The organism is Parageobacillus sp. KH3-4 (assembly GCF_022846435.1).
Lineage (GTDB): Bacteria > Bacillota > Bacilli > Bacillales > Anoxybacillaceae > Parageobacillus > Parageobacillus thermoglucosidasius_A.
Genome location: NZ_AP025627.1, coordinates 3,181,874 through 3,205,205, shown reverse-complemented (window position 1 = coordinate 3,205,205; position 23,332 = coordinate 3,181,874). Strand labels below are relative to the sequence as shown.

Annotated in this window: 23 protein-coding genes and 2 pseudogenes; 17 read left to right on the top strand and 8 right to left on the bottom strand. The window is 41.4% G+C overall.

The window, feature by feature from the left end; genetic code table 11:
* Positions 1 to 204: 204 nt before the first annotated feature.
* The gene (locus MWM02_RS16150) at positions 205 to 1,095 is read left to right on the top strand and encodes a transposase (protein ID WP_244402180.1); all 891 of its coding nucleotides are present in this window, start codon (positions 205 to 207) and stop codon (positions 1,093 to 1,095) included.
* Between the two features lie 255 nt (positions 1,096 to 1,350).
* On the opposite strand, the gene MWM02_RS16145 is transcribed toward MWM02_RS16150, so the two are convergent.
* The 4 genes from MWM02_RS16145 to MWM02_RS16130 form a co-directional block, all read right to left on the bottom strand.
* Complete coding sequence (locus MWM02_RS16145; RefSeq protein ID WP_244402445.1) at positions 1,351 to 2,811, bottom strand: aldehyde dehydrogenase family protein; 1,461 nt, start codon at positions 2,809 to 2,811, stop codon at positions 1,351 to 1,353.
* A gap of 19 nt (positions 2,812 to 2,830) precedes the next feature.
* Positions 2,831 to 3,703 carry a methyl-accepting chemotaxis protein gene (locus tag MWM02_RS16140; protein WP_064552677.1) on the bottom strand — a complete coding sequence of 291 codons (873 nt, stop codon included), beginning with the start codon at positions 3,701 to 3,703 and terminating at the stop codon, positions 2,831 to 2,833.
* Between the two features lie 1,044 nt (positions 3,704 to 4,747).
* Entirely contained in the window at positions 4,748 to 4,831 is an 84-nt protein-coding gene (locus tag MWM02_RS16135; protein WP_081260451.1) for a YjcZ family sporulation protein, read from the bottom strand.
* 61 nt (positions 4,832 to 4,892) lie between these two features.
* Positions 4,893 to 5,036 (bottom strand): YjcZ family sporulation protein, encoded by a 144-nt coding sequence (locus MWM02_RS16130; RefSeq protein WP_081260449.1) that lies wholly within the window; start codon positions 5,034 to 5,036, stop codon positions 4,893 to 4,895.
* A 765-nt stretch (positions 5,037 to 5,801) separates the two neighbouring features.
* Between MWM02_RS16130 and MWM02_RS16125 the strand changes: the two genes are divergently transcribed.
* From MWM02_RS16125 to MWM02_RS19420, 4 genes and pseudogenes are all read left to right on the top strand, one after another.
* A complete protein-coding gene (locus MWM02_RS16125) occupies positions 5,802 to 6,218 on the top strand; it encodes an S-layer homology domain-containing protein (RefSeq protein WP_244402444.1) in 417 nt (138 codons plus the stop codon).
* Positions 6,219 to 6,256: 38 nt separating this feature from the next.
* Positions 6,257 to 6,862, top strand: a complete 606-nt coding sequence (locus MWM02_RS16120; protein WP_244402443.1) for an S-layer homology domain-containing protein — start codon at positions 6,257 to 6,259, stop codon at positions 6,860 to 6,862.
* A gap of 270 nt (positions 6,863 to 7,132) precedes the next feature.
* Positions 7,133 to 7,279, top strand: a pseudogene (locus tag MWM02_RS16115) (sporulation protein YhbH); the annotation flags it as partial.
* A gap of 97 nt (positions 7,280 to 7,376) precedes the next feature.
* Positions 7,377 to 7,499, top strand: a complete 123-nt coding sequence (locus MWM02_RS19420; RefSeq protein WP_256462190.1) for a hypothetical protein — start codon at positions 7,377 to 7,379, stop codon at positions 7,497 to 7,499.
* Between the two features lie 346 nt (positions 7,500 to 7,845).
* Here the strand turns inward: MWM02_RS19420 and MWM02_RS16110 are convergent, their stop codons facing one another.
* Positions 7,846 to 8,628 (bottom strand): hypothetical protein, encoded by a 783-nt coding sequence (locus MWM02_RS16110; RefSeq protein WP_244402442.1) that lies wholly within the window; start codon positions 8,626 to 8,628, stop codon positions 7,846 to 7,848.
* A gap of 68 nt (positions 8,629 to 8,696) precedes the next feature.
* Between MWM02_RS16110 and MWM02_RS16105 the strand changes: the two genes are divergently transcribed.
* The 6 genes from MWM02_RS16105 (at position 8,697) to MWM02_RS16080 (ending at position 14,027) form a co-directional block, all read left to right on the top strand.
* On the top strand, positions 8,697 to 8,969 hold the full coding sequence (locus MWM02_RS16105; protein WP_244402441.1) for a hypothetical protein: 273 nt from the start codon (positions 8,697 to 8,699) through the stop codon (positions 8,967 to 8,969).
* A gap of 32 nt (positions 8,970 to 9,001) precedes the next feature.
* Positions 9,002 to 9,964 carry an efflux RND transporter periplasmic adaptor subunit gene (locus MWM02_RS16100; RefSeq protein WP_244402440.1) on the top strand — a complete coding sequence of 321 codons (963 nt, stop codon included), beginning with the start codon at positions 9,002 to 9,004 and terminating at the stop codon, positions 9,962 to 9,964.
* A gap of 6 nt (positions 9,965 to 9,970) precedes the next feature.
* Complete coding sequence (locus MWM02_RS16095; RefSeq protein ID WP_275973739.1) at positions 9,971 to 10,681, top strand: ABC transporter ATP-binding protein; 711 nt, start codon at positions 9,971 to 9,973, stop codon at positions 10,679 to 10,681.
* A complete protein-coding gene (locus MWM02_RS16090; RefSeq protein ID WP_244402439.1) occupies positions 10,659 to 11,828 on the top strand; it encodes an ABC transporter permease in 1,170 nt (389 codons plus the stop codon). Before MWM02_RS16095 ends, MWM02_RS16090 begins: the two co-directional genes overlap by 23 nt.
* A 296-nt stretch (positions 11,829 to 12,124) precedes the next feature.
* On the top strand, positions 12,125 to 12,796 hold the full coding sequence (locus MWM02_RS16085) for a response regulator transcription factor (RefSeq protein WP_064552671.1): 672 nt from the start codon (positions 12,125 to 12,127) through the stop codon (positions 12,794 to 12,796).
* Positions 12,797 to 12,812: 16 nt separating this feature from the next.
* Positions 12,813 to 14,027, top strand: coding sequence for a sensor histidine kinase (locus tag MWM02_RS16080; protein ID WP_244402438.1), 1,215 nt, complete (start codon positions 12,813 to 12,815; stop codon positions 14,025 to 14,027).
* 487 nt (positions 14,028 to 14,514) lie between these two features.
* Here the strand turns inward: MWM02_RS16080 and MWM02_RS19415 are convergent, their stop codons facing one another.
* Positions 14,515 to 14,649 carry a hypothetical protein gene (locus MWM02_RS19415; RefSeq protein WP_256462189.1) on the bottom strand — a complete coding sequence of 45 codons (135 nt, stop codon included), beginning with the start codon at positions 14,647 to 14,649 and terminating at the stop codon, positions 14,515 to 14,517.
* An 89-nt stretch (positions 14,650 to 14,738) separates the two neighbouring features.
* Here MWM02_RS19415 and MWM02_RS16075 point away from each other — a divergent pair, with 89 nt between their 5' ends.
* Positions 14,739 to 15,716, top strand: a complete 978-nt coding sequence (locus MWM02_RS16075; RefSeq protein ID WP_064552669.1) for a LacI family DNA-binding transcriptional regulator — start codon at positions 14,739 to 14,741, stop codon at positions 15,714 to 15,716.
* A 10-nt stretch (positions 15,717 to 15,726) separates the two neighbouring features.
* Here the strand turns inward: MWM02_RS16075 and MWM02_RS16070 are convergent, their stop codons facing one another.
* Positions 15,727 to 16,413, bottom strand: coding sequence for a response regulator (locus MWM02_RS16070; RefSeq protein ID WP_064552668.1), 687 nt, complete (start codon positions 16,411 to 16,413; stop codon positions 15,727 to 15,729).
* A 12-nt stretch (positions 16,414 to 16,425) separates the two neighbouring features.
* Positions 16,426 to 18,003, bottom strand: a complete 1,578-nt coding sequence (locus MWM02_RS16065; RefSeq protein ID WP_244402437.1) for an ATP-binding protein — start codon at positions 18,001 to 18,003, stop codon at positions 16,426 to 16,428.
* A 109-nt stretch (positions 18,004 to 18,112) separates the two neighbouring features.
* On the opposite strand from MWM02_RS16065, the pseudogene MWM02_RS16060 reads away from it, so the two are divergent.
* The 5 genes and pseudogenes from MWM02_RS16060 to MWM02_RS16040 all read left to right on the top strand — a co-directional run bounded on the left by MWM02_RS16060 (position 18,113) and on the right by MWM02_RS16040 (position 23,297).
* Positions 18,113 to 19,158: pseudogene (locus MWM02_RS16060) on the top strand (TRAP transporter substrate-binding protein).
* Positions 19,159 to 19,312: 154 nt separating this feature from the next.
* A complete protein-coding gene (locus tag MWM02_RS16055) occupies positions 19,313 to 20,578 on the top strand; it encodes a dicarboxylate/amino acid:cation symporter (protein WP_244402436.1) in 1,266 nt (421 codons plus the stop codon).
* 281 nt (positions 20,579 to 20,859) lie between these two features.
* Entirely contained in the window at positions 20,860 to 21,474 is a 615-nt protein-coding gene (gene wrbA, locus MWM02_RS16050; RefSeq protein ID WP_064552663.1) for an NAD(P)H:quinone oxidoreductase, read from the top strand.
* 110 nt (positions 21,475 to 21,584) lie between these two features.
* Positions 21,585 to 22,412 carry an aldo/keto reductase gene (locus MWM02_RS16045; RefSeq protein ID WP_064552662.1) on the top strand — a complete coding sequence of 276 codons (828 nt, stop codon included), beginning with the start codon at positions 21,585 to 21,587 and terminating at the stop codon, positions 22,410 to 22,412.
* Positions 22,413 to 22,607: 195 nt separating this feature from the next.
* Complete coding sequence (locus tag MWM02_RS16040) at positions 22,608 to 23,297, top strand: zinc metallopeptidase (RefSeq protein WP_064552661.1); 690 nt, start codon at positions 22,608 to 22,610, stop codon at positions 23,295 to 23,297.
* Positions 23,298 to 23,332: the final 35 nt, after the last annotated feature.

Below are 23,332 nucleotides of genomic sequence, written 5' to 3'. Positions count from 1 at the left end.
TTATTGTCCAGTTCCGTAAGTTCTTTTACATTAGGAGAAGGGATGCCTAGTTGATTTATCACTCTGCTTGTTTCGTATTCTTTTTCAATATATTGAACGTGTTGCAAAACGTATAACGAATGCATAAATACACATAAAAAATCCACCACCTTGGAAATCATATACAGTGACCAAAAAACAACTCTCCAAGGGGTGGACACTATCATGATTTCCAATTTAAACAACGAACATGCATGGCCTTATGAAATTGATCCACTTTTAGCATCCTTATTTCGATATATCGACTCGCTGTCGTTGCCGGAAACATCGTATGTGACAGGAAGGCCGCCAGTATCGAAAAAATCGTTGTTGAAATGTTTCTTTTTGAAAACCTATTTTTCCATTGATTCCTTGCGAAAATTAGTGCGCATTCTGCAGCGTTTTCGCTGTTTTCAACGGGCCTGTGGGCTTGGTGAAGTCCCTCACCTTTCTACGTTTTCCCGTGCGGCGAAGTGGTTTAGGGAACAAGGATTTCCTGTTTTTCATGCACAGCTGCTCAAAGATCTAGAAGTACGTTATCCGCAAATCGTGCTGATCGACAGCACGGCCCTTCGAAGCAGTCTTTACGATTCACAGGCAAAGTGGGGAGTGTCCACCCGATATCACTGGTTTAAAGGATATAAGCTCCATCTGTGCACTACTGCCGAGGGAATCATTTTATCTCATGTGTTGACCACCGCAAATCGAAATGATGCGGCAGTAGCACCAGAATTGCTTGTTTCTTTAAAGCAGTGGGATATCGAATTGGTATTGGGCGATGCCGCGTATGACAGCGAAAAGGTTCGTCAAACTGCAGAGCAGTCAGGAATCCTATTCATTTCCCCTATCAACCGCCGCAATAGCGAGGAGCGAAAAGATGCCTATGGACGGGTTGTTCCTGTCTTTTTGAAAACGAGATTTGGCCAATGGCTGTTTGGACTTCGCCGCGAGATAGAACGGGTATTTAATGAGTTAAAAAGTGACGGGGTGGAACAGCCGCGATGGTATGGATTTCATCGATATTTACTGCATGTGTTATGCTGTATCCTTATGCATAACTTCGAGTTTTTACTCTAGTTTTGCAGCACCATCTTATTGACATTTAATCACCGCACCTTCTTTTTTATGTAACTGTGCTGAACCAATTGTAACATGTTATTAATCACTTGAAAGCAAAAATTAAAAGCCCTTCTCATCGGAGAAGGGCTGAGCTTTTGGCTTTGTTGACAAGCTGAAAGAAAAAGCTCTCCAGCTTTTATAACCCTTTGTGTATCAAAAGAGTTATGAGCGATTTGCTCATTTAGTGGACGACGGATACCGGCTCTATCATGATTACGAATATGGGTATTTTCTCGGCGTATGTTGAATGGAAATCCATTTAAAAGTTGTAAACGCATCCAAGCTCCACGAGCCGTTGAGTCGTCCTAACCCTGAATTTTTTTCTCCGCCAAATGCAACTATTGGTTCATCATTGATGGTTCCATCATTAATATGAATCATACCAGTTTCAATCTGTTTCGCCATCTCCGCGCCGCGTTCAATATCGGATGTATGGATGGCGCCGCTTAAACCAAAATCGCTGTTGTTAGCATACTCAATTGCCTGCTGGTCATTTTCGACTTTCATAATGCATACAACTGGGCCAAAAAGCTCCTCCTTGGCAATCGTCATATCAGGAGTAACATCGGTAAATATGACAGGTTCCACAATATTTCCTTTCACTTCTCCTTTTAAAATAGGTGTTGCGCCTTCTTTTATGCCTGTTTCAATAAGGTTGACAATCATTTGAACTTGTCTTTCATTCATTAACGGTCCAATAATCGTCTCAGGGTCTCTTGGATCACCGCATTTCAAGCTAGCTACTTTACGTACATATTTTGTTAAAAATTCATCATATACTTTTTCATGAACGATAATCCGATTCGCTGACATACAAATTTGCCCTTGATGTGTAAAGCGGCTGAAAACCGCTGCACTGACAGCGAGATCAATATCAGCATCATCCAGGACAATCAGTACACTATTTCCTCCTAGCTCCAATGAGACTTTTTTCAAATGACGCCCGGCAACTTCACCGATATGTTTTCCAACTTTACTCGAACCTGTAAATGAAATAACCTTTGGAATTGGATGTTCAATAAATCCGTCGCCAATTTCCTCAATTTCAGTTACAACAACATTTAGCAGACCTTTTGGCAGACCTGCTTCTTCAAAAATTTTGGCAATGAGCGTTCCACCGGTGATAGGTGTATGTTCATGTGGCTTTAGGACAACACCGTTCCCTGCTCCTAATGCGGGAGCGACCGATTTCATAGAAAGGAAAAACGGAAAGTTAAAAGGACTAATCACGCCGACAACTCCAACCGGAATGCGATATAGGCGATTTTCTTTCCCATCAACTGGTGATGGCAGAATTTTTCCTTCCATTCGAAAAGGATATGTAGATGCTTCTTTAATCATATTGATAACAAGATCAATTTCAAAAGCTGCTTTCAGTTTTGTTCCACCAAGCTCTTCGATAATGATGTTTTCAATAGATCCCTTATTCTCTTCAATATATTTTACCGCGTTTTCAAAAACAGCTCTTTTTTCAATAGGGTTCGTATGTTGCCACTTTTTTTGGGCTTCTTTGGCTGACCGATAGGCTTCATCAACGTCTTTTAAGCTAGCGCATGTAAATGTTGTAATAACTTCATTGTTGTATGGATTAAAATCTACCAGTTGTCTGTTGCTAGTACCATCTTTCCATTCTCCACTGATATATTGCTTATTTAATAACTTGAAATTTACCATGAACTTAGCCTCCTAATTTTTATTTCTCTATTTCGATATTTTGTCTCGCTATTTCTGCAAGCATCTGGATGTTTGTATTGATTTCTTGCATTGTAGCAGACAGCTCTTCAATAGCTGCTGATTGGGTGCTAGATTCTTCATTTACTGATTGAATAAAATCGTTCAGCTGCTTAATAAGATTCTTCATTTGGTTTGTTTTTTCATTGATTTCTTCGGCATGTTGTTTCGAGGTGTTGGCCATTTTCCGTACCTCATTCGCTACAATGGAAAAACCTTTACCATGTTCTCCTGCTCTTGCAGCTTCAATAGCAGCATTTAGTCCTAACAAATTACTTCGATCCGCAATTTCTTTTACCAAATTCGAAATTCCTTCGATTTTACCAACATTTTCGGCTGCTTCTTTAGCCTTTTCTGAAATTGTTTTTATTTCATTAGAAAGTTCGGTGATGGAATCGGCCATTGATTGGATCGTTGCAGTTACTTCCTCTACGACTGCCGAAAGATTAGAAGAGATTTCCGATAATTGCATAGCCTTCTCCATATTAACTCCGATTCCGATACCGCCTACAACACGACCGTTATGGTCATGAATAGGCATTGCCTTTGCAATTAAGCCAACACCAAAAAGCTCCTTTGGAACAATAGCAGAGAGAAGCTTGTTTTGTTTGATCGCATTTGTGATGATGTCGCCTTCTTGTAAAGGATCACCAGGTTTTACATTTAAAGAGAATGTTTTGGCCGGATAATTAACAATTAACTTTTCCGTGTCATAAATTCCGACCGTAATGTCTTCATGCACAAGTTGGTTCAAGTATGGGGCCACTTTTAGAAATGCATCAAATAGCTCTATATTCTCAACATTCGTTTTTTCCTTTTCTTCCACATTTTCCACTTCATGACACCATCCTTGAGAAATTTTTTCTGCTAATATTATTATCGGAACTAATATAAAAAATTTTAGCAATAATATGACATATGGCAGTGACCAGCAGAAATTTTATCTGAAATAGGCGAGAGGATGCCACTTTTAAATGGACACGGTGCAACCCAATAAATCTGTCGTTTCCCTATGAGGATTTTAAGAAGCGATATGAAAGGTTGCCTGGAATCAAGAAAATGGATTGTTCGCTCCCAACAATATCGAACCTGTTCTCTTGATGACGAAACCACATCGCGTCTGCAAAATGATGATCGAGGCGCGCATTCAAGAAGGGGATTTATCGCTTTAAGTAGGTCTTTTTGACAAAAAAAGAAGGCGGGGAGTAGGCCCCCGACCTTCTTGACCACGTGACTGCATTTTTGGCAGCGAATTTGGTGACAGATTTGTATAAGCAGGACTTCTAATATGCTTGTTTAATAATTTAGGATAATCTTGCTGCATAATCAACTAATATTAGGGAGAAGTTAAGAAACGTTTAATGCCATAACCTTTGATGTTCCAAATGTTGAACCAAAGTTTAGTTTAGAAAACGCGCCGTCTTCCGAATCTTAAAAGAAAAAGAGCAGCGATTAAGAAAAACGGGATAAATCTTCTCCCAAAGCCAGTGCGGAGAAACATTCCTCCTGGTGGTGGGTCTCCGTCTATTACTCCTCTATGAACTCTGCCATAACGATCTATAACCTCAACCGGCTCTCCCTGATATCTTCGAACTAAATGTTCCACTTTATTCCTCCTTTCTTACACAGGAGACTTTGGCTAGGAGTACATGAACGAGTCTTATCCACTTTTGTGAATAAGGTGCCTCATAGGAGACACAGGATACAGTGATTTTACGTTAGTCGGTACACTAGATGATGGACTTACTTCTCAAGTGTTTGTCCAAGTAGATATTTTCAAAAAAGGACAGAGCATTAAAGATCTGTCCTTTTCAATAAGCAAAGCCAACTATTTCTGTTAAAATCTAAGAAAGTGTTTGAATGTCACCTTGTGGGGGAATTAATAGCCGCCTAAACCTGTGCAAGAACATCCTACAATGATCAGTAAGACAAATAAGACGACAATTAAGGCAAAAGCGCTCATATCTAACACCTCCTATTTATGGTAAGCAATCTGGTTTTTATAAGCACGTTAGGCTTATTAATTAGCTCCAAATAGAAGCTCCTACAATAATTAATAAAATGAACAATACAACAATCAACGTAAAATTGAAGCCACCGCCACCGTAGCTTCCATATCCTGCACCACCATATCCTGCACTGCTATATCTTCCACATCCCCAACACATAGATGTTTCCCCTCCTTCTATTGAATATTAGAGGGATGGCTAATTGCGATCCCTACTTTTAAGGTATGCTCTTAAAAAGAGTTAGATTGGACAAACTCATCAACTGATAAGAAAATTCCGCATTTATTTAATAGATATATATACTTAATTAATTGCACTGCTAATAATCTAATTCATGTAAAATGGTATTATTACATTAAAAAACATCGGCTCCCAGCTTGTTAATTTTGTTGCCAAGCTAGAACTCTGCCATTTGGCAGGGGATTTTTTATTTATGTGGAAAGAATATGGGAGGTGGTTCCATGTTCGAGATTGTCGGCAGACTGCGTTGTCCCGTTTGTTCTGAACCGTTCCAGATCGACGACAAAGTCTTCATCGACATCGTCAACACCGTCATTCATCAGAAGTGCTATTACTAATCCCCGCGCCGTCTCCCGATCAAAGCTGAAGGACCATTCCAGAAAACGTTCCTGAAATATCCGTTGATAAAGAATTATTGGGTATTATACGGCAGCGGCTACACACAATTGTGAATTCAGAGAGGTTAAAGCCAATAAAACGCTGAAAAAGTGAAAGTTATTTTTACGAACGGGCATTAAACAGCTACAAGCGAAGTTACGAGAAGCACGAACATAACTTTTAAGAGCTGGGAAATCTGGCTTTATTCCCTGCCGTTTGGCGGGGGATTTTTATTTTTATGACATCATTCGACACAAAATTTGTTTGATATTTTGTGAGATAAATGGAATAAAAGGGAGATATGATATGAGGAAGTTTTATGGTTTTGTTCTTATTTTTGCTTTGATAATTGCGTTTTTTACACCAAAAGCAGAGGCTGCATCAAAGTTTAAGGATGTGACGAATGATTATTGGGCAAAGAAAGAAATTGAATTTTTAAGCAGTAAAGGTATCATCAAAGGATATAATGATGGCACATTTAGGCCAGATGAACCTGTCAAACGTGTTCAAGCAGCGGTAATGATTACAAGAGCATTAGGTTTAAATACGTCCAATAGACCAAATCCGGGATTTAAAGACATAAAAAATTTAGATAAAGAAGCATATAATGCGATCGCTGCTGTTGTTGATGAAGGGATTTTTCCGAAAGGCCAAACATTTAGACCTTATGCAGCACTTTCGCGTGCAGATATGGCCATTGCTTTAGTGAAGCATACAACTTAAAAGGAACATATAGCGGTAAAATTACCGATGTTTCCGGAATGCTCTACAGCTATGTTAGTGCGTTAGCGGCGAATGGTATTACGAAGATTTATGATGATGGCACATTTAAGCCGAATAATACAGTTACCAGAGCGCACTTTAGCGTATTTTTTGCCCGTGTTTTAGATCCATCGTTTAGAGTACCTGTTAATTCGAAAGAACGTCCGGCGAAACTTGGAGAAACCTTGGTTGTAGAAACTGATGACTGGTTAAATGGATATCATAAGTATGAAATGGAATTAACCGATGTGATAACTGATGGTAAACTGGCGTGGGATATGATTAGAGAGGCGAATATATTTAATGATGAACCACCTATTGGAAAAAAATATATATTAGCCAAATTTAGATTTAAGTTATTAGAATTTGAGGGAAAAACCTTTTCTACATATGACATAAACTCAGCTAAATTCGAGGCAGTAAGTAGTAAAGGTGTTGTTTACGAGAATCCTATCGTTATCGAACCAGAGCCGAAGTTATCAGCGAATGTGTATAAAGGCGGAGAAGTTGAAGGATGGGTGGCCTTCTTAGTAGATGAAGATGATACACCGTTAATTGTATGGCAACGTGATTGGGAGGATGAACTCTGGTTTAGTTTAGAATAGCAAATAGGCTTGCTTGCTTTGACAGGCTATGTTTGTTCATAAAAAAGAGGGCGGAGTAAAAACTCTGGACTTCTTGACCACGTGGACATCAAATTGACTACAAAATGAATAGAACATGCATTTTTTTTTGAAAACAAGGGTCTTTCGTATTGGCGAAATAAGGATTTTAAAAATATATTACTATCCTGTGAAAGTAAATATTCCATACCGCACATATAATTTTATTGGCTGTTATTAATACACAGAAGTGTATAGGGAATATAGTTGTATCAGTACAACCGTCACTCAACGCTAATGTCTGCTTATAAAAACATTAAAGATGAGAAATTCCGTTATTATGTTCTCAAACAAAAATCTGATGTATTTCATGCGATGAAAACGTTCTTTCGCAAAGAAGAAAGTAAGCAATTTGTATAATCTCCTATGAACAGATGATAGGAGATTTTCTTTTGATTGGGCTTGGATTTAAGGATAGGCAAATCACCCTTAGGGGATTTTTTAAAGGGAGGCTATCGTGCCTTCTCCAGGTAACCCTCTAGGGTCTAAAGAGAAAGGGGTGGAATGCATTCAACGGGTGTTAAACGCCAAAGTTGATGGGGGGATCGATAAGCAGGCTGAAGCAGCGGTAAAAGCGTAACGGAAACGCAAAAGGACTTGCTGTGACTGGAATTGTTAACCAAAGACATGAAATATGTTGTTTTAAAATTACAAACTCTGCCGTTTGGCAGGAATCAGATTTTAGGTGAGAGGGGGATTACAAAACTAACCAATTTTGTCCCCCTCTTAAAAGTTTAAAGGATAATGTTTACTGTGAACCCTCTGCCTTTGCTTTGATTGAGTCCGAGAATTTGCGTAAAAAGCAATTTGATTTTCCCAAAATCTAAATTCGCTGGACCAAGAGCGAAAATTTACACAATAATCAATCTTATACAAACAAGATCCCGTTTCTGCATGAAAACGGGATCTTGTTTTTTGAAAAATATTTAATTGGACGAGCTGGTTGACGCTGCTTCTTCGCCCGGCTTAGCCGAATTCGTTTTCTGTATTGTTTCGATCATCGCTAAAATAGGCGCAAGTTCTTCTTGATCTTTTGGAGTTTGAATCATCACCAGCATAGGAACAGGTTTGCTTGTGCCGATGACATGAACCGTCATGTTGTCCGAGTGCGCTGTATACCAAGCAGCTCCTTTCAATGATTCTGGAAGATTTGCGCTATCCTGGCGAACGGCGTCGAAAGACACTGCTTGCGCGTGTTCTTCTGCTAATTTCGCGTAATCTGTTTCATTTCCTTCCGTTTGAAGAAGGCGGATTCTGATGAAGCTGTTACCGCGCAGCAACACATCGGAATGCGGCTCTTCGGCATCAAGTTCCCAACCTTTTAGCACATATAAAGAAAACCCTTGGTTATCGCTTGTTTTTAAAGTGGCAGTTTCTTTCACTTCTTTTCCATCAGCCATATAAGATAATTGCATTTCGGAAGGGCGCGCTTCTTGTTGTTTGCTTTCTCCTGCGTTAGCGGCGCCGTTTTCCGAGGAGCTGCTTTCGTTTTTAGAAGAAGGTTGTGATGTTCCTGATTGTCCTGTATGGTCCGATTGCGGCGTTTCCGTTTGGTTTGTGTTTGTGTCGGATTGTGCAGTTTCTGTTTGGCCTGCGTCATTATTAGAAGGATTTGTCTGTTTTACTTCACTTGTTTCTTTCGTTCCACACCCTGACGCTAGAGCGATTACAATGGCGGCGGTTATCAATGGTTTCCAAGTTAATTGCATCGATCATTCCTCCTTAATTTATATATTACTTATTATACCAGTCAAAACAGGCAAGGAGGAAGATCGATATGGGATACGGCGATATTTCTAGCAGCAACGATACGGTGCGGGTAACGGTTGTCAACTATAAAACGCCGTGCCTTCATCCGAGCAAAGCAGTAATGGAAAATACGAAAAACATCGCGAACATGATCGTTGGCATGAAGCAGGGACTGCTGGAAATAGATCTCGTCATTTGTGAGGGAGAAACCTTTTTTCGTACGTCACTTTCCAGCAATTTTTCTTTTCGGATGAAAGTTAAGAAAAAATTAAGAAACAGTCTACATAATAGGCTTATCTAAGTTACTTATAGATAAAGAAAGGAGAATCGGTGTTGAAAAAATGGGTGGTCATTTTCGTCGCTGCGATTGTAATCATTGGAGGAGGCGTATGGTTTTTTGCCAAAGGAAAAGAAGAGCCAACGATGGCGCAGGTACAGACTGCTTCTGTACAAAGAGGAAAACTGGAAGTGAAAGTAAGTGGTTCTGGGACGGTTCAACCTGTCACGAGTACGGATATCAAAGCGACTGCCACCAAAGAAGTAGACGAAGTACTTGTTTCTGAAGGAGAGAAAGTGAAGGAAGGGCAAGAGTTAATCACATTTACGGATGGAAGTGATGCAATTACAGCACCAGCAGATGGAACAGTCACATCACTCAATGTAGCGGAAGGAGAGCGTGTGGCAAACGGCCAAGTTGTCGCCCATATTACGAATTATGATGACTTGCAAGTAACGGTGCAAATCGATGAGTTAGATATTCCAAAAGTAAAAGTGGGACAAACCGCAAGTATAAAGGTAAATGCATTTCCGGATACAACATATACAGGAAAAGTGACATCGATTGCAAATGAGGGAACTGTGTCGAACGGGGTTTCGACATTTGATGTTACTATTCATATTGACAAACCAACGAATGTAAAAGTCGGGATGACGGCCGAAGCAAGCATTTTAGTGCAAAGCAAAGATAATGTGTTATATGTGCCGATTGAAGCCGTTCATACAGTAAATGGCGAAAAGTTTGTGCTTGTTGCTAATCCATCATCGGATGGAGAGGACAACGTAACGCAGCGAACGGTGAAAAGACAAGCAGTGAAAACGGGAATTAACAATGAAGATTATGTAGAAATTACGGAAGGTCTCACAGAAGGAGAGGTTGTCCAGTTGCCAAGAGTATCCGCTTCGTCTTTGAATAATGAACAAATGCGCGTCGGCAGAATGATGGGTGGCATGGGCGGAATGCCGGGCATGGGCGCTCCGGGCGGCATAAATCGTAGAATAATGAATGGAGGGAAATGATCGAGAATGGCTGCACCGATTATTCAAATTGAAAATATGACAAAAACATATACGCTTGGAGGAGAAGTGGTTCACGCATTGCAAGGCGTCTCTCTTCAAATTGAAAAAGGAGATTTTCTTGCGATTATCGGTCCTTCTGGTTCAGGGAAGTCCACGTTCATGAATATGATTGGCTGCCTTGATCGCCCTGACTCAGGGAGCTATATTCTCGACGGAAAAGAAATAGAAAAAATGACAGACAACGAGCTTGCGGCCATTCGAAACGAAAAAATTGGCTTCGTTTTTCAAAATTTCCATCTATTAACAAAACTAACGGCGTTAGAGAATGTCGAACTGCCTTTATTATACCGTGGAGTGAAAGCGAAGGAACGCCAAAAAATCGCTTATGAATGTCTGGAAAAAGTCGGTTTAAAAGATCGCGCCCATCATTTACCTAACCAGCTTTCTGGAGGACAACAGCAACGGGTTGCCATCGCTCGAGCCCTTGTCGGCAATCCGCCGATTTTGCTTGCCGATGAGCCGACAGGGGCGCTCGACAGCAAGACGAGCAAAGAGATTATTCAAATCATGAAACAATTAAATGAGCAGGGACATACGCTTATTTTGATTACGCACGATTGGGAAGTGGCAAACGAAGCAAAGCGGATTGTCCGTATTCAAGATGGCCAATTGTTTGAAGAGAGAGGTGATTTCGTTGGGACTTATTCAATCCGTTAAAATGGCGCTGCGCAGTATTCAAGGTAATAAATTGCGGTCATTTTTAACGATGTTAGGAATTATTATCGGCGTCTCTTCTGTCATTGTTCTTATCTCGATTGGTCAAGGTTCGAGCAAACAAGTAACAAATCAAATTAATCAGCTAGGAACGAACTTATTAACAGTAAACGTCATGAACTCTAATAGCGTCAAATTGACGACAGATGATGTTGAAAAAATTCGAGATATTCCAGGGGTAAAAGAAATTGCTCCAGTTGTGTCCGGACGGGTCAATGTGAAAAATGGCACGACATCTGCGCAAGTATCTTTAATTGGCACAACCGCCTCCTATCAAACTGTGCGCGATGTTCAAGCCAGCCAAGGTCGATTTTTATCCGATATTGATGTAGAGTATCGGCAAAAAATTGTCGTTTTAGGAGCTAACACAGCGCAGACACTATTTGGTCTGGATAATCCGGTCGGAAAATATGTACAAGTTGAAGGTACATCGTTTAAAGTAGTCGGAGTTCTTGCTGCAAAAGGTGGTTCGCTTGGACAAAGCGGCGATGATGTGATTATCATGCCGCTTTCGACTGCACAGAGGCTGGTAAAAAACACAAGCATTCAAACGGTATACATTCAAGGAAAAAATGCAGAACAAGTCAATTTTGTTATGGCACAAGTCGAGAGAACATTAGCACGCATGTTTCCTAACAACGAAGATAGCTACAGCGTCTTTAACCAGCAAGATTTAATGGAGACGATGAGTTCGGTAACCAACACGATGACGCTGATGCTTGGAGGAATCGCCGGCATTTCTCTTTTAGTAGGCGGAATCGGGATTATGAATATTATGCTTGTGTCTGTTTCAGAGCGAACGAAGGAAATCGGGATTCGAAAAGCAATCGGGGCGAAGCGGAGAGATATTTTGCTGCAATTTTTAATTGAAGCTGTTGTGCTAAGCGCTCTAGGAGGAGTAATCGGCGTGGGACTCGGATTTATCATTGGGAAAGTGCTAGCAGCTGCGATGGGGCTGGCGATTTCTTATTCTACTTCCGTTTCTCTGATTGCCTTTTTATTCTCGCTTCTCGTCGGAGTGGTATTTGGCGTATTTCCCGCCAACAAAGCAGCAAAACTTGATCCGATTCAGGCTCTAAGATATGAATAGAAAAGCCAAGGGAGAGGGGAAGAGTGACTAAAGGCTAAAAAATGTTTTTCTGCTCAGAAATGCCTGTGTTTCGAAATCGCTAAACGTTGCGGAACCGATCGGGACAGGAGGCGGTGCCAATAGCCACGAAGCCGAATATTCTTTAACGCAGAAGTTGCTTGTCACTTCAGAGAAGAAGATTGGTTGACGCAGGAGAGTCTTCAATCCAAAAATACGAGAATTCAGCCGTATGAAGCGATCGCTTTCAGCGACCGCTTTATCTTATTATTAGTCATAGGAGAAAGGAGGAGCAATTGATGAGGCTATTAGTCGTTGAAGATCATCTGGATTTGCTTGAAGCGATAATTGAAATCTTATCTGATGAGTTTGTTGTTGATAGCGCCACAGATGGTGAGGAAGGGCTATTTTTAGCATTGCAAAACATTTATGATGCCATTATATTAGACGTAATGTTACCGGGAATAGATGGTTTTGAAATTGTCCAACGAATCCGAAAAGAAGAAATTGAGACACCAGTATTGTTTTTAACAGCAAAAGATTCCCTCGAAGACCGGGTAAAAGGCTTAGATTTCGGCGGGGACGATTACTTAGTCAAACCGTTTCAAGCCCCTGAGCTGAAGGCACGCATTCGGGCATTATTACGGCGCAGTGGCGGTTTTACGACAAAGCAGACCATTCGCTATCGCGGGATTGAACTATTCGGAAAAGAAAAGGATATTATTGTAGATGGTCATCCCATCAAAGTAACAGCAAAACAATACGAATTATTAGAGTACCTTATCCATAATAAGGGAACGATTTTAACGAAAGAACAAATCTATGATCGGGTGTGGGGATTTGATTCGGATACAACGATTGCGATTGTCGAGGTGTTCATTCATCAACTTCGTAAAAAGCTTGAACCGTTTGGCTATCATACAGATATTAAGACGGTTCGAGGAGTTGGATATATGTTAACAGACGAATAGAATAGGAGAGAAAACGATGTTCCAACGCACTCATCTTCGACTGACACTGTTAAATTCGTTAGTTTTCTTCGTTTTGATTAGCGTATTAGGAACAGCATTATATTCGTATATGCATGCCCGTTTGTACCAAGAAGTGGATGCAGCACTGATGAGGGTAGCGGAACGAATAGTATATGGAAAATTATGGGGAAGCAACGTTCCTTTTTTACGAGATCCACGTGTGTTTATCGTGATTTGGAATGAAAAAGGCGAAATGATGGACATGAATCGCGACACAACGATTTTTACTCAGGCACATATTGTTCCTCCTAAGCAAATGAATGAACTATACGATGTAAATATTGAAAACTTTTATTTTCGGACGATTGCGATCGAAGTGGATACGGAGCTTGGAAAAATAACCGTGCAAATTTTGCGAAATATCAATTCCGAAAGAGAAATTTTAAATCAGCTTTTGTTGATTATTGTGACCGGATGCGTAATCGGGGGACTTTGTGCCATAGCCGCTGGATATTTTCTCGCAGGGCGAGCGCTTGTGCCGATTCAGCAGGCATGGCAAAAACAACAACAATTTGTTTCGGATGCTTCACATGAATTGCGAACTCCGTTAGCGGTAATACAAGCGAAAACGGATTTATTGTTCCGGTCTCCTTCCGCCACTATTAAAGAAAAAATTGGCGATATCTCCGTCATTGCAAAAGAGTGTCGCCGCCTTTCACGATTAGTTGCTAATTTATTGATGTTGGCGCGATCTGATTCGAATCAAATCGAGGTCAAGAAAGAACCGTTTCGGCTTGATGAGCTATTAAAGGAAATGGTCGACCACTATGCAGAAATTGCTTCTTATCAACAAAAAGAAATTACGCTAGATGTGAAAACTCCTGTTCAGTTTACAGGAGATAAAGAACGCATTCATCAATTGTTGATTATTTTATTAGATAACGCGATGAAATACACGGAAGACGGAGGGCACATCCATCTTTCTTGTCGTCAAACCGCTTCTTCGATCATTCTTGAGGTGCAAGATAATGGGATTGGCATTGCAAAAGAAGAGATTCCAAAAATTTTTGATCGGTTTTACCAAAGCGATAAAGCACGTACGAAATCAGATGGAGCAGGATTAGGACTTTCCATCGCCAAATGGATTATTGAGAAACATAATGGAAAGGTCAAAGTGCACAGCGAATTAGGAAAGGGAACTCGCTTTGAAATAATTTTTCCGAAAAGATGAACGAACACCTGCATGTCACATGCAGAGTGTTTTTATTTGTAGGAGTGGCCGCTTTTTCTTTCTACAAAAAAGAACATCTTTCTGTATAAGATCGCTGGCACCGATTTTGCGATATTACAAACGTTTACTTATCATTTTCTTTTTGAAGAAAAGGATGAGTTTCTTGTTTTTTAGGGATTTTTCTTTTATGGTTGACTTGATATGGTGTTTATCATAGTTAAGTTTTATGATATGGTGGAGAAGCTGTTGGAGTCATGTATGTGTATCGTTTGTCATTCACGTGGGTTTTGTCAATCAATTAAAGAGATGCGGATTGCCCCAATGAATTTAGAGAAGAGAATGATGAATGGTAAATAGTATGGACGGGCAATCCGCAAATCAGACTGTTAGAACAACTGATGATTGAAACGAATGAATTTAGTGGAGCGCTATCAGCCAATCGAAGTGAAGCAATGAAGCAAAAGGTTCTCTTTACTAGATCGGAGAATTACATAAAGAACGTTTTAAATGGGTCGTTTTCGTTGTAGTATTCCTGTTCGGCTTTGGAGCTTGCCTGTAAAGCGATGTGTGCTCCAAACCATTCAATGAGGCATAAAAGCAGATAAATGAATATTCCATTCATAGAAAAAAATCCCCCTTTGTTCGTTTGCTCAAACTATAATGTATGAAACGCATTTCAATGCAATAGTTTTTTTGAAAAAGGTGAAGAGGATGGCAAATATTCGAGAAATTGCAAAAGAAGCAGGGGTTTCCGTGGCAACGGTGTCAAGGGTGCTAAACGGCTATCCTTACGTGCGGGAAGAGAAAAGAAATGCGGTATGGGAAGCAGTAGAAAAGCTAAATTACACAAAAAACATCAATGCGGTCCATTTAGCGAAAGGGAAAACGTCGATCGTCGGGGTCGTGCTTCCATATGTGAATCATCCGTATTTCGCTACAGTATTGGAAGGAATATCAAAAGAGGCGCTTCGCCATCGGTATCATCTGTTAGTATTTCAAACGAATTACGATATGGAAAAGGAACTAGAAGCTCTGGAAATGATGCGAATGAAACAAGTCGACGGACTTATTATTTGTTCGCATGTAGCGGACTGGAACGTGATTGGAGAATATAAGCAAGATGGACCAATCGTGTTGTGCGAAGATGTCCGAGATCAAGACTTTTTATCCGTTTATATTGATCATTACGAAGCGTTTACGAAAGCGTTGCGTTATTTGATTCAAAAAGGCCATCGCCATATCGGCTATTGCATCGGACGAACGACGGGGGCAAATAGCAAGGCTAGGCAAGCAGCATATTATGATACATTGCGGCAGATTGGCGTTGAGCCGCGAAAAGAGTGGATTTTTGATCGTTGTTTATACATGGAAGATGGAAAACGCGTCGTTCATGAATGGATGTCGTTGCCGGAAAAGCCGAGCGCGCTGCTTGTATCGAGCGATCAAGTGGCGGCAGGCATCGTGTTATGGGGGAAAAAGGAAGGAGTGAAGATCCCCGCTGATCTTGCGATTGTTAGTTTTGACAACCATCCGATTTCCGAACCGCTGCAAATTACGACGATCGAACTGCCGCTTGCGCTGATGGGAATAAAAGCGTTTCGCCTTATTTATCATTATATGGAAACAGGGAATATCGCGAGGAAAACGGAAAAGTTGCCTGTTCGTTTTATTGAACGCTCATCGGTATAGCCCGTTTTGCCTATATGTGGTGTTTCATCATATATCGGTTTACCGGGCGTCCAATTCCGCCGTATTGAACATCGAGGCTGACTTCTCCTCTTTTTTCTAAGTATTCTAAATAGCGGCGTGCCGTCACTCGCGCGATGCCGACCCCTTCGGCGACTTCTTCGGCGGAAACAGGTTCCGTTTGCTTGCGAAGATACCGAACGATTTTTTGTAATGTGACTTCGTTCAAACCTTTTGGCAGTTCGTTGCGCGGCTCGAGCATTTGAGGTTCTGCCGTTTGCAGAAGAGCGTCTAACTCTTTCTGCGTTAATGTTTCTTTTTCGTTCAGCGTTTGACGGAAGGAATGATAATTTTCCAACGCTTGTTTGAGACGCTCGAATTTAAACGGTTTCATGATGTAATCAAAAGCGCCGTTTTGCAATACGCGCCGCACCGTGTCGATATCGCTTGCCGCAGTGATAGCGATAACATCTACTTCATATCCTTCCGAGCGAATTTCTTTTAATGTTTCAAGGCCATCCTTATGAGGCATATAAATATCAATAATCACTAAATCGGGATGGAGATCGCGGATTAGTTGCATCCCTTCCATGCCATTTCCGGCGCTTCCGATAACGGTGAACCCTTCCACTTGTTCGATAAATTGACGGTTTACTTCCTGCACCATCGGATCGTCTTCAATCAGCAAGACGCGGTACATCTTCTCCCCTCCTTACATATTAAAAGTGATCGTAAATATTGTTCCTTTTCCTTTTTCCGATTTCACATCCAGATGCCCTTTTCCTTTTTCCACAATATGCTTGACTAAATACAAACCGATGCCTCGCCCATTTTTGCCTTTGGTGGAGAACCCTTCCTCGAAAATACGGTCAAGATGCTCTGGGTCAATGCCTTGGCCGTTGTCTTCCACCGAAAGTGAACAAATTTCCTCGTTTTGCTCAATGCTTACATATATTTCTTTTTCCCGATCCGTAATGCCTTGAAACGAATCAAACGCGTTCTCGATCAAGTTTCCAAGAATGACGACAAAATCATGATGATCCAACGGAGACGGAAAAGCATGGAGACGGCTATGGCGGTCGATGGTGACGCGAATGCCCAGTTCTTTGCCGCGGCGGACTTTGCTTAAGAGCAAGCCGGAAATGCTTTCATCTTTAATATGTTTGCTTAAAAACCGGGTTAGTTCTTCTTGTTCTTCCGTCACTTGAAAGACATACTCGAGCGCTTTTTCTTGATGACCTAATTGTATCAATCCGGCGATTGTATGCAGCTTATTCATATATTCGTGATTTTGCACACGCAAAGCGCTGACAAACGCTTTCACTCCTGTCAGCTCTTCGGCGAGTTTCTTCACCTCGGTACGGTCTTGGAAAATCGCGATCGCCCCAACTGTTTTGCCGTTGACTTTAATCGGAATGCGGTTGCTCCAAATCGTTAAATTTCCTATTTGCAGTTCTTTGTTATAAATAGGCTGATTAATTTCCAAAATTTCCGGCAGGTGCGTGTCGGGAATAACAGAGCGAATCGGCTTGCCGATCACATCTCCTTTAACGCCGAGCATCTGTTTTGCCCGGTCATTAAAAATCGTGATGTTTTCATCGCTATCGATCGCGATAACGCCTTCGTGCATTGCGTTAAAGGCTTCGGTCCGTTCGACAAGCAGTTTGGCGATTTCATGAGGTTCCAGTTGAAACATTTGTTGCTTAATATGGGAAGCGAGCAGCCAAGCCCCTATTCCGCCAATGAATAGAGAAAGGCTTGTCGCAATCAAAATCTCTTCTTTTAAAGCATAAATCACTTCCAAAAAAGTTGGCAATCGATATGCCGCAATGACAACGCCGATTTGTTGATGATCTTTATTCATAATTGGAACGAACGCACGAATGACGGTGCCAATTTCGCCGCGGGCTTTCGATGTGTAAGTATGTTCTGCAAACGCAGGGCCTTCATCGGCACCGCGGGAAACGCGTCCAATCATGGATGGGACGGGATGGGAAAGACGAACTTTATTCATGTCAAGGACAACAATGTAGTCGGCGTCATGAATGATGCGAACGCGCTCGACAATGCCATTGATGGAAGCGCGCTGTTCTTCCGTTCCGACAATGTGTGATTTGATTTCGGGAAGCTCGGATACCGTCCTTGCCGTCAATAATGCACGTTGTTGCAATTCTTCTTCTTTTGTGTGAAAAAAGTCTCCGATGACAAACAATCCGCTTAGCAATAAGGAAAAGCTAACGATAAAGAAAATTAAGATGGTGATTTTCCAGCGGATAGATAACCGATGCATTGCTATAAATACCTCATCTTTATGGAAAATAAATAATTTGTATTTATTTTAGCATTTCTGCAACAGTATGATAAAATTTGAGTAAAAACGTATATAAACGGTGCGGAACATGAAAAAGAAATGGTGGATGTTGTTTCTTGTTTTACTGGTCTGTTTAGGAAGTGCATGGCTCTTATTAACACCGCATTTTCGCAATGAAAATATGGTGTATGATGATGAACAACAAGGGCTAAAAAAGCAAATTGTTATCTATTTTAGCCACGTAGTAGCGGAAAATACACCGAAAGGATTAGCGGCGCAAAAGTTTGCCGATCTTGTCGAGAAAAAAACAAATGGTCGTGTAAAAGTAGAAGTATTTCCGAACGGTTCCTTATATTCTGACGGCGAGGAAATGGATGCATTGTTGCGCGGTAACGTGCAAATGATTGCGCCGGCGTTTTCGAATGTGACGGAATTAATCCCCGAATGGCAAGTGTTAGATTTGCCGTTTTTATTTCAAGATTATCGCGATGTGGAGCGGACGTTTACGGGAGATGTAGGGAAACAGCTTTTAGCGATGCTAGATGAAAAAGGAATTAAAGGATTGGCATTATGGAGCAACGGTTTTAAACAAATGATAGGCACGGCTCGGCCGCTGATCCGCCCTGACGATTTTCGCGGATTGCGCTTCCGCATCATGCCAAGTGAAGTGATTGCAAGGCAATTTCGTTTGTTGGGAGGCGATCCGATTGTTGTTTCGTTTAATCATGTATATCGTTCCTTAGAAAATCATGAATTTGACGGACAGGAAAATACGATTTCCAATATTTATTCGAAAGGTTTTTACAAATTTCAGCCGTATATAACGATTAGCAATCACGGGTATCTTGGATATGCCGTGATGATGAACAAATCGTTTTGGGAAAGTTTGCCGAAAGACATTCAGCAAAAAATTACAGAGGCGATGCAGGAAACGACGGTATGGAATTTGCAGCAATCGAAAAGGCAGAATGAAGAGGAGTTAAAAAAAATAGAACAAAACAAACATATTCATATCCATAAGCTATCGGAGGAAGAAAAAAACAGTGGGAACAGCGGTTTTCCCCTTTGTATGATCAATTTAAAAAAGAGTTTGGCGATAAGCTGCTTCGCGAAATAAAACACAGAGACAAATAGACGGCCTTTTAACATAGGGCCGTTTGTTGTTTTGGAGACCAAAAAGATCAAAAAGACCATTATTAACATAATATTTTTATTTTCTGAACATTGCGTTAACATAAAAAACAGACAAGATGAAAGCGTTATCAAGACAACGGAAGGAGAGGGAGAAATGCGGGGGAAATTAAAAAATTTAACCGTCCAAGTGATTATTGGAATTATTTTAGGAATTATTGTTGGATTTTTATTTCCTGAATTTGGCGCGAAATTAAAAGTGCTTGCGGACGCATTCATTAAGTTAATCAAAATGGTGATTGCGCCGATCATTTTCTTCACGGTTGTGATTGGAATCGGCAACATGGGGGATTTGAAAAAAGTCGGCCGAATCGGTGGAAAAGCGCTTATTTACTTTGAAATTGTGACGACGTTTGCCTTGGCGATCGGGATTATTGTCGTTAATTTAATCAAACCGGGGGTAGGATTTAATATAGATGCGGTAAAAGGCGGAGATGTGTCGCAATATACGAAACAAGCCGAAGAAGTGAATCACGGTGTCATTGAGTTTTTGCTTAGCATTATTCCAGATAACGTCATCGGGGCATTTGCGAAAGGGGAATTGCTGCCAATTTTATTCTTTGCGATTTTGTTCGGCCTCTCGACAGCGGCATTGGGAGAAAAAGCGAAACCGGTTGTCGCGTTGTTTGAACGTTTAACGGACATCTTCTTCGGCGTCGTCAATATGGTGATGAAAGTATCGCCGATTGCGGCGTTCGGCGCGATGGCGTATACGATTGGCACGTTTGGAATCAGTTCGTTAGTGTCGCTTGGAAAACTAATGGGCTCTGTATATATTACGATGGCGCTGTTTATCTTCGTTGTCCTCGGATTGATCGCGAAATTTTACGGGTTTAACATTTTCAAATTTATCGCTTATATCAAAGAAGAAATTTTGCTTGTGCTTGGCACATCTTCTTCTGAGTCGGCGCTTCCAAAACTGATGGAGCGTCTTGAAAAGTACGGTTGCTCTAAATCGGTTGTCGGGCTTGTTGTGCCGACTGGCTATTCGTTTAACCTTGACGGAACATCGATTTATCTGTCGATGGCGGCGATTTTTATTGCACAGGCTTATGGTATTGACTTAACGATTTGGCAAGAGCTTACGTTGCTTGGAATCTTAATGTTAACGTCGAAAGGGGCAGCTGGTGTTACAGGTTCCGGATTTATTACGCTTGCTGCAACGTTAGCGGCGTTCCCAATGATTCCGGTGGAAGGAATCGCATTGTTGCTTGGTGTTGACCGCTTTATGTCAGAAGCGCGCGCCATTACGAACATCATTGGCAATGCGGTAGCGACGGTTGTTGTTTCCAAAATGGAAGACGAATTTCATCCTTCTGCAGAACAAAATGAGGATAGAACGAATATAGCTGTGGCAAAGTGAACTTTAGCAATTTTGCATCTATGTGCTTTTCTGCCGATTCACTGCGAGTTCTTGCTGAATACGGCAGAAAAGCAATTTTTCGTTTTCGGTTGACAAGAACGAATTCGTTTTATATCATAAATCTTGAGTTCGAGATTTATGAATTAAGTGTTTATGTGGCCTTTAATAAGGAAATGAATGAAATGCGAAAAAACGGACAAATTACGATTGGAAAGTTCCAGCAAATTTGTGAAGCATTCGGTCATTTGCCGAAAAAATCCGCATAAAGGAGAGAATGGACGATGGCGAACGTAAAATTAGCAATTATTTATTACAGCTCAACAGGCACGAACTATCAATTGGCGAAATGGGCAGAAGAAGCGGCGAAAGAAGCAGGAGCAGAAGTAAAAGTAGTAAAAGTTCCTGAACTCGCGCCAAAAGAAGCGATTGAATCAAATCCGGCGTGGAAGGCGCACGCGGAAGCGACAAAAGACGTTCCAACAGCTACATTGGAAGATTTGGAATGGGCAGATGCCATTATTTTCAGCGTGCCGACTCGCTTTGGCAATGTCCCTTCCCAATTAAAACAATTTTTAGATACGACCGGCGGATTGTGGGCGCAAGGAAAACTTGCCAACAAAGTGGTCAGCGCGATGGCATCTGCAGGAAACGCGCATGGCGGCCAAGAACAAACCATTTTGCAACTATATACAACAATGTACCATTGGGGTGCGATTGTCGTAGCGCCTGGATATACAGATCCATCTATTTTTGCCGCGGGTGGAAACCCGTATGGAACGACCGTGACCGTCGATCAAAACGGAAAAATGGTAGAAAATGTGGAAGCAGCTGTGAAACATCAAGCACGTCGCACTGTCCAAGTCGCGCAATGGGTAAAAAATGGAATGCAACAATAAAAGATGAGGCTCATCCTCATCTTTTTTTATGCATATGCATATATTTTGCTTTTTTTCACGTATGCCAAGATAATAAAATTAAAATAAATTTTTGAAAGGGAGAGAAAAATATGAAACATCTGCAAGACCGTGTCACATTGCATAATGGCGTGCAAATGCCGTGGCTTGGACTTGGGGTTTATAAGGTGAAAGATGGTGAAGAAGTCATTAATGCGGTGCGCACCGCGTTGGAAATCGGCTATCGCCATATTGACACGGCGGCATATTACCAAAACGAAGAAGGAGTCGGGAAAGCGGTTCGCGAATCAGGGATTCCGCGCGAGGAAATATTTATCACGACAAAAGTGTGGAACTCCGATCAAGGATATGAAACAACATTGAAAGCGTTTGAAACAAGCTTGAAAAAGTTAGGCCTTGATTATGTGGACTTATATTTAGTGCACTGGCCTGTTAAGGGAAAATATAAAGAAACATATAAAGCGCTAGAAAAATTGTATAAAGATGGACGTGTGCGCGCGATTGGCGTCAGCAATTTCCACATCCACCATTTAGAGGATTTAATGGCCGATTGCGAGATTAAGCCGATGGTCAATCAAGTGGAATATCATCCTCGCTTGACTCAAAAAGAGCTTCATGCGTTTTGCAAGCAGCACGGCATTCAGCTTGAAGCATGGTCGCCATTGATGAGAGGGGAAGTTTTGCAAGAAGCGACGCTTGTCGAGATTGGCAAAAAATACGGGAAAACCCCAGCGCAAGTCATTCTTCGTTGGGATTTGCAAAATGAAGTAGTGACAATTCCAAAGTCGGTAACGCCGCAGCGCATTAAGGAAAATGCAGATATTTTCGATTTTGAGCTAACGGCGGAGGAAATGGCAAAAATTGATGCGCTTAATTTGAACAAACGAATCGGACCGGATCCGGACAATTTCGATTTTTAACGGCATCGCAAGTAAAAAATGGGGCTTTTCTGTGGAGGAAAGCCCCATTTTACAAAACGGGATTTTGTATGTATATGCAAATTTTCCTTGTAAGCCATTAATAAATTGTATCATTTGACGTATGAATGATCGTTAAAGTACAATAAATATTAGTATACACATTTTATGTGATAGAGGATAACGGAGGGTGCTGTGATGCTATTCCATCCGATGGATTTTGTCATTCTCATTGCCTTTGGCGTTTCGCTATGGGCGCAATGGAAAGTTTCAAGCAACTTCAATGCTTGGTCACAAGTTCCAGCTTCTTCCGGTTTGTCAGGTGCGGAAGTGGCGCGCATGATTTTGGACCGTAACGGCCTTTATGATGTACCGGTTGAAGTAATTCCGGGAAGATTAACGGACCATTATGATCCGATTTCGCGTGTCGTCCGCTTGTCGGAACCGGTATATTATGGACGGTCGATTGCTTCTATATCGGTTGCCGCGCACGAAGTCGGGCATGCGGTGCAGCATCAGCAAGCATACGGCGCGCTAGTGCTCCGCCATCGCATGTTTCCAATCGTAAATTTCGCATCGGGAGTGGCACCGTTTTTATTGCTAGTCGGGTTTTTGCTTCATCAGCTTTCGCTGATTGGCTTAGGGATTATCTTCTTCTCCTTTGCCGTTGCTTTTCAACTCATTACGTTGCCGGTAGAGTTTAACGCAAGCTCGCGGGCGAAAAAGTTTATGTTGGCAGAAGGGCTTATTTACCCGGATGAAAAGCGCGGCGTCAACAAAGTATTAGGAGCGGCCGCATTGACGTATGTGGCAGCAACGCTCATTTCGGTTTTAGAATTGTTAAAATACGTGTTAATTTTTACGCAAAGCAGCAATAATGATGAATAAGAACAGAAACCTGTCTGTAGGAGGTGTGATCCGGG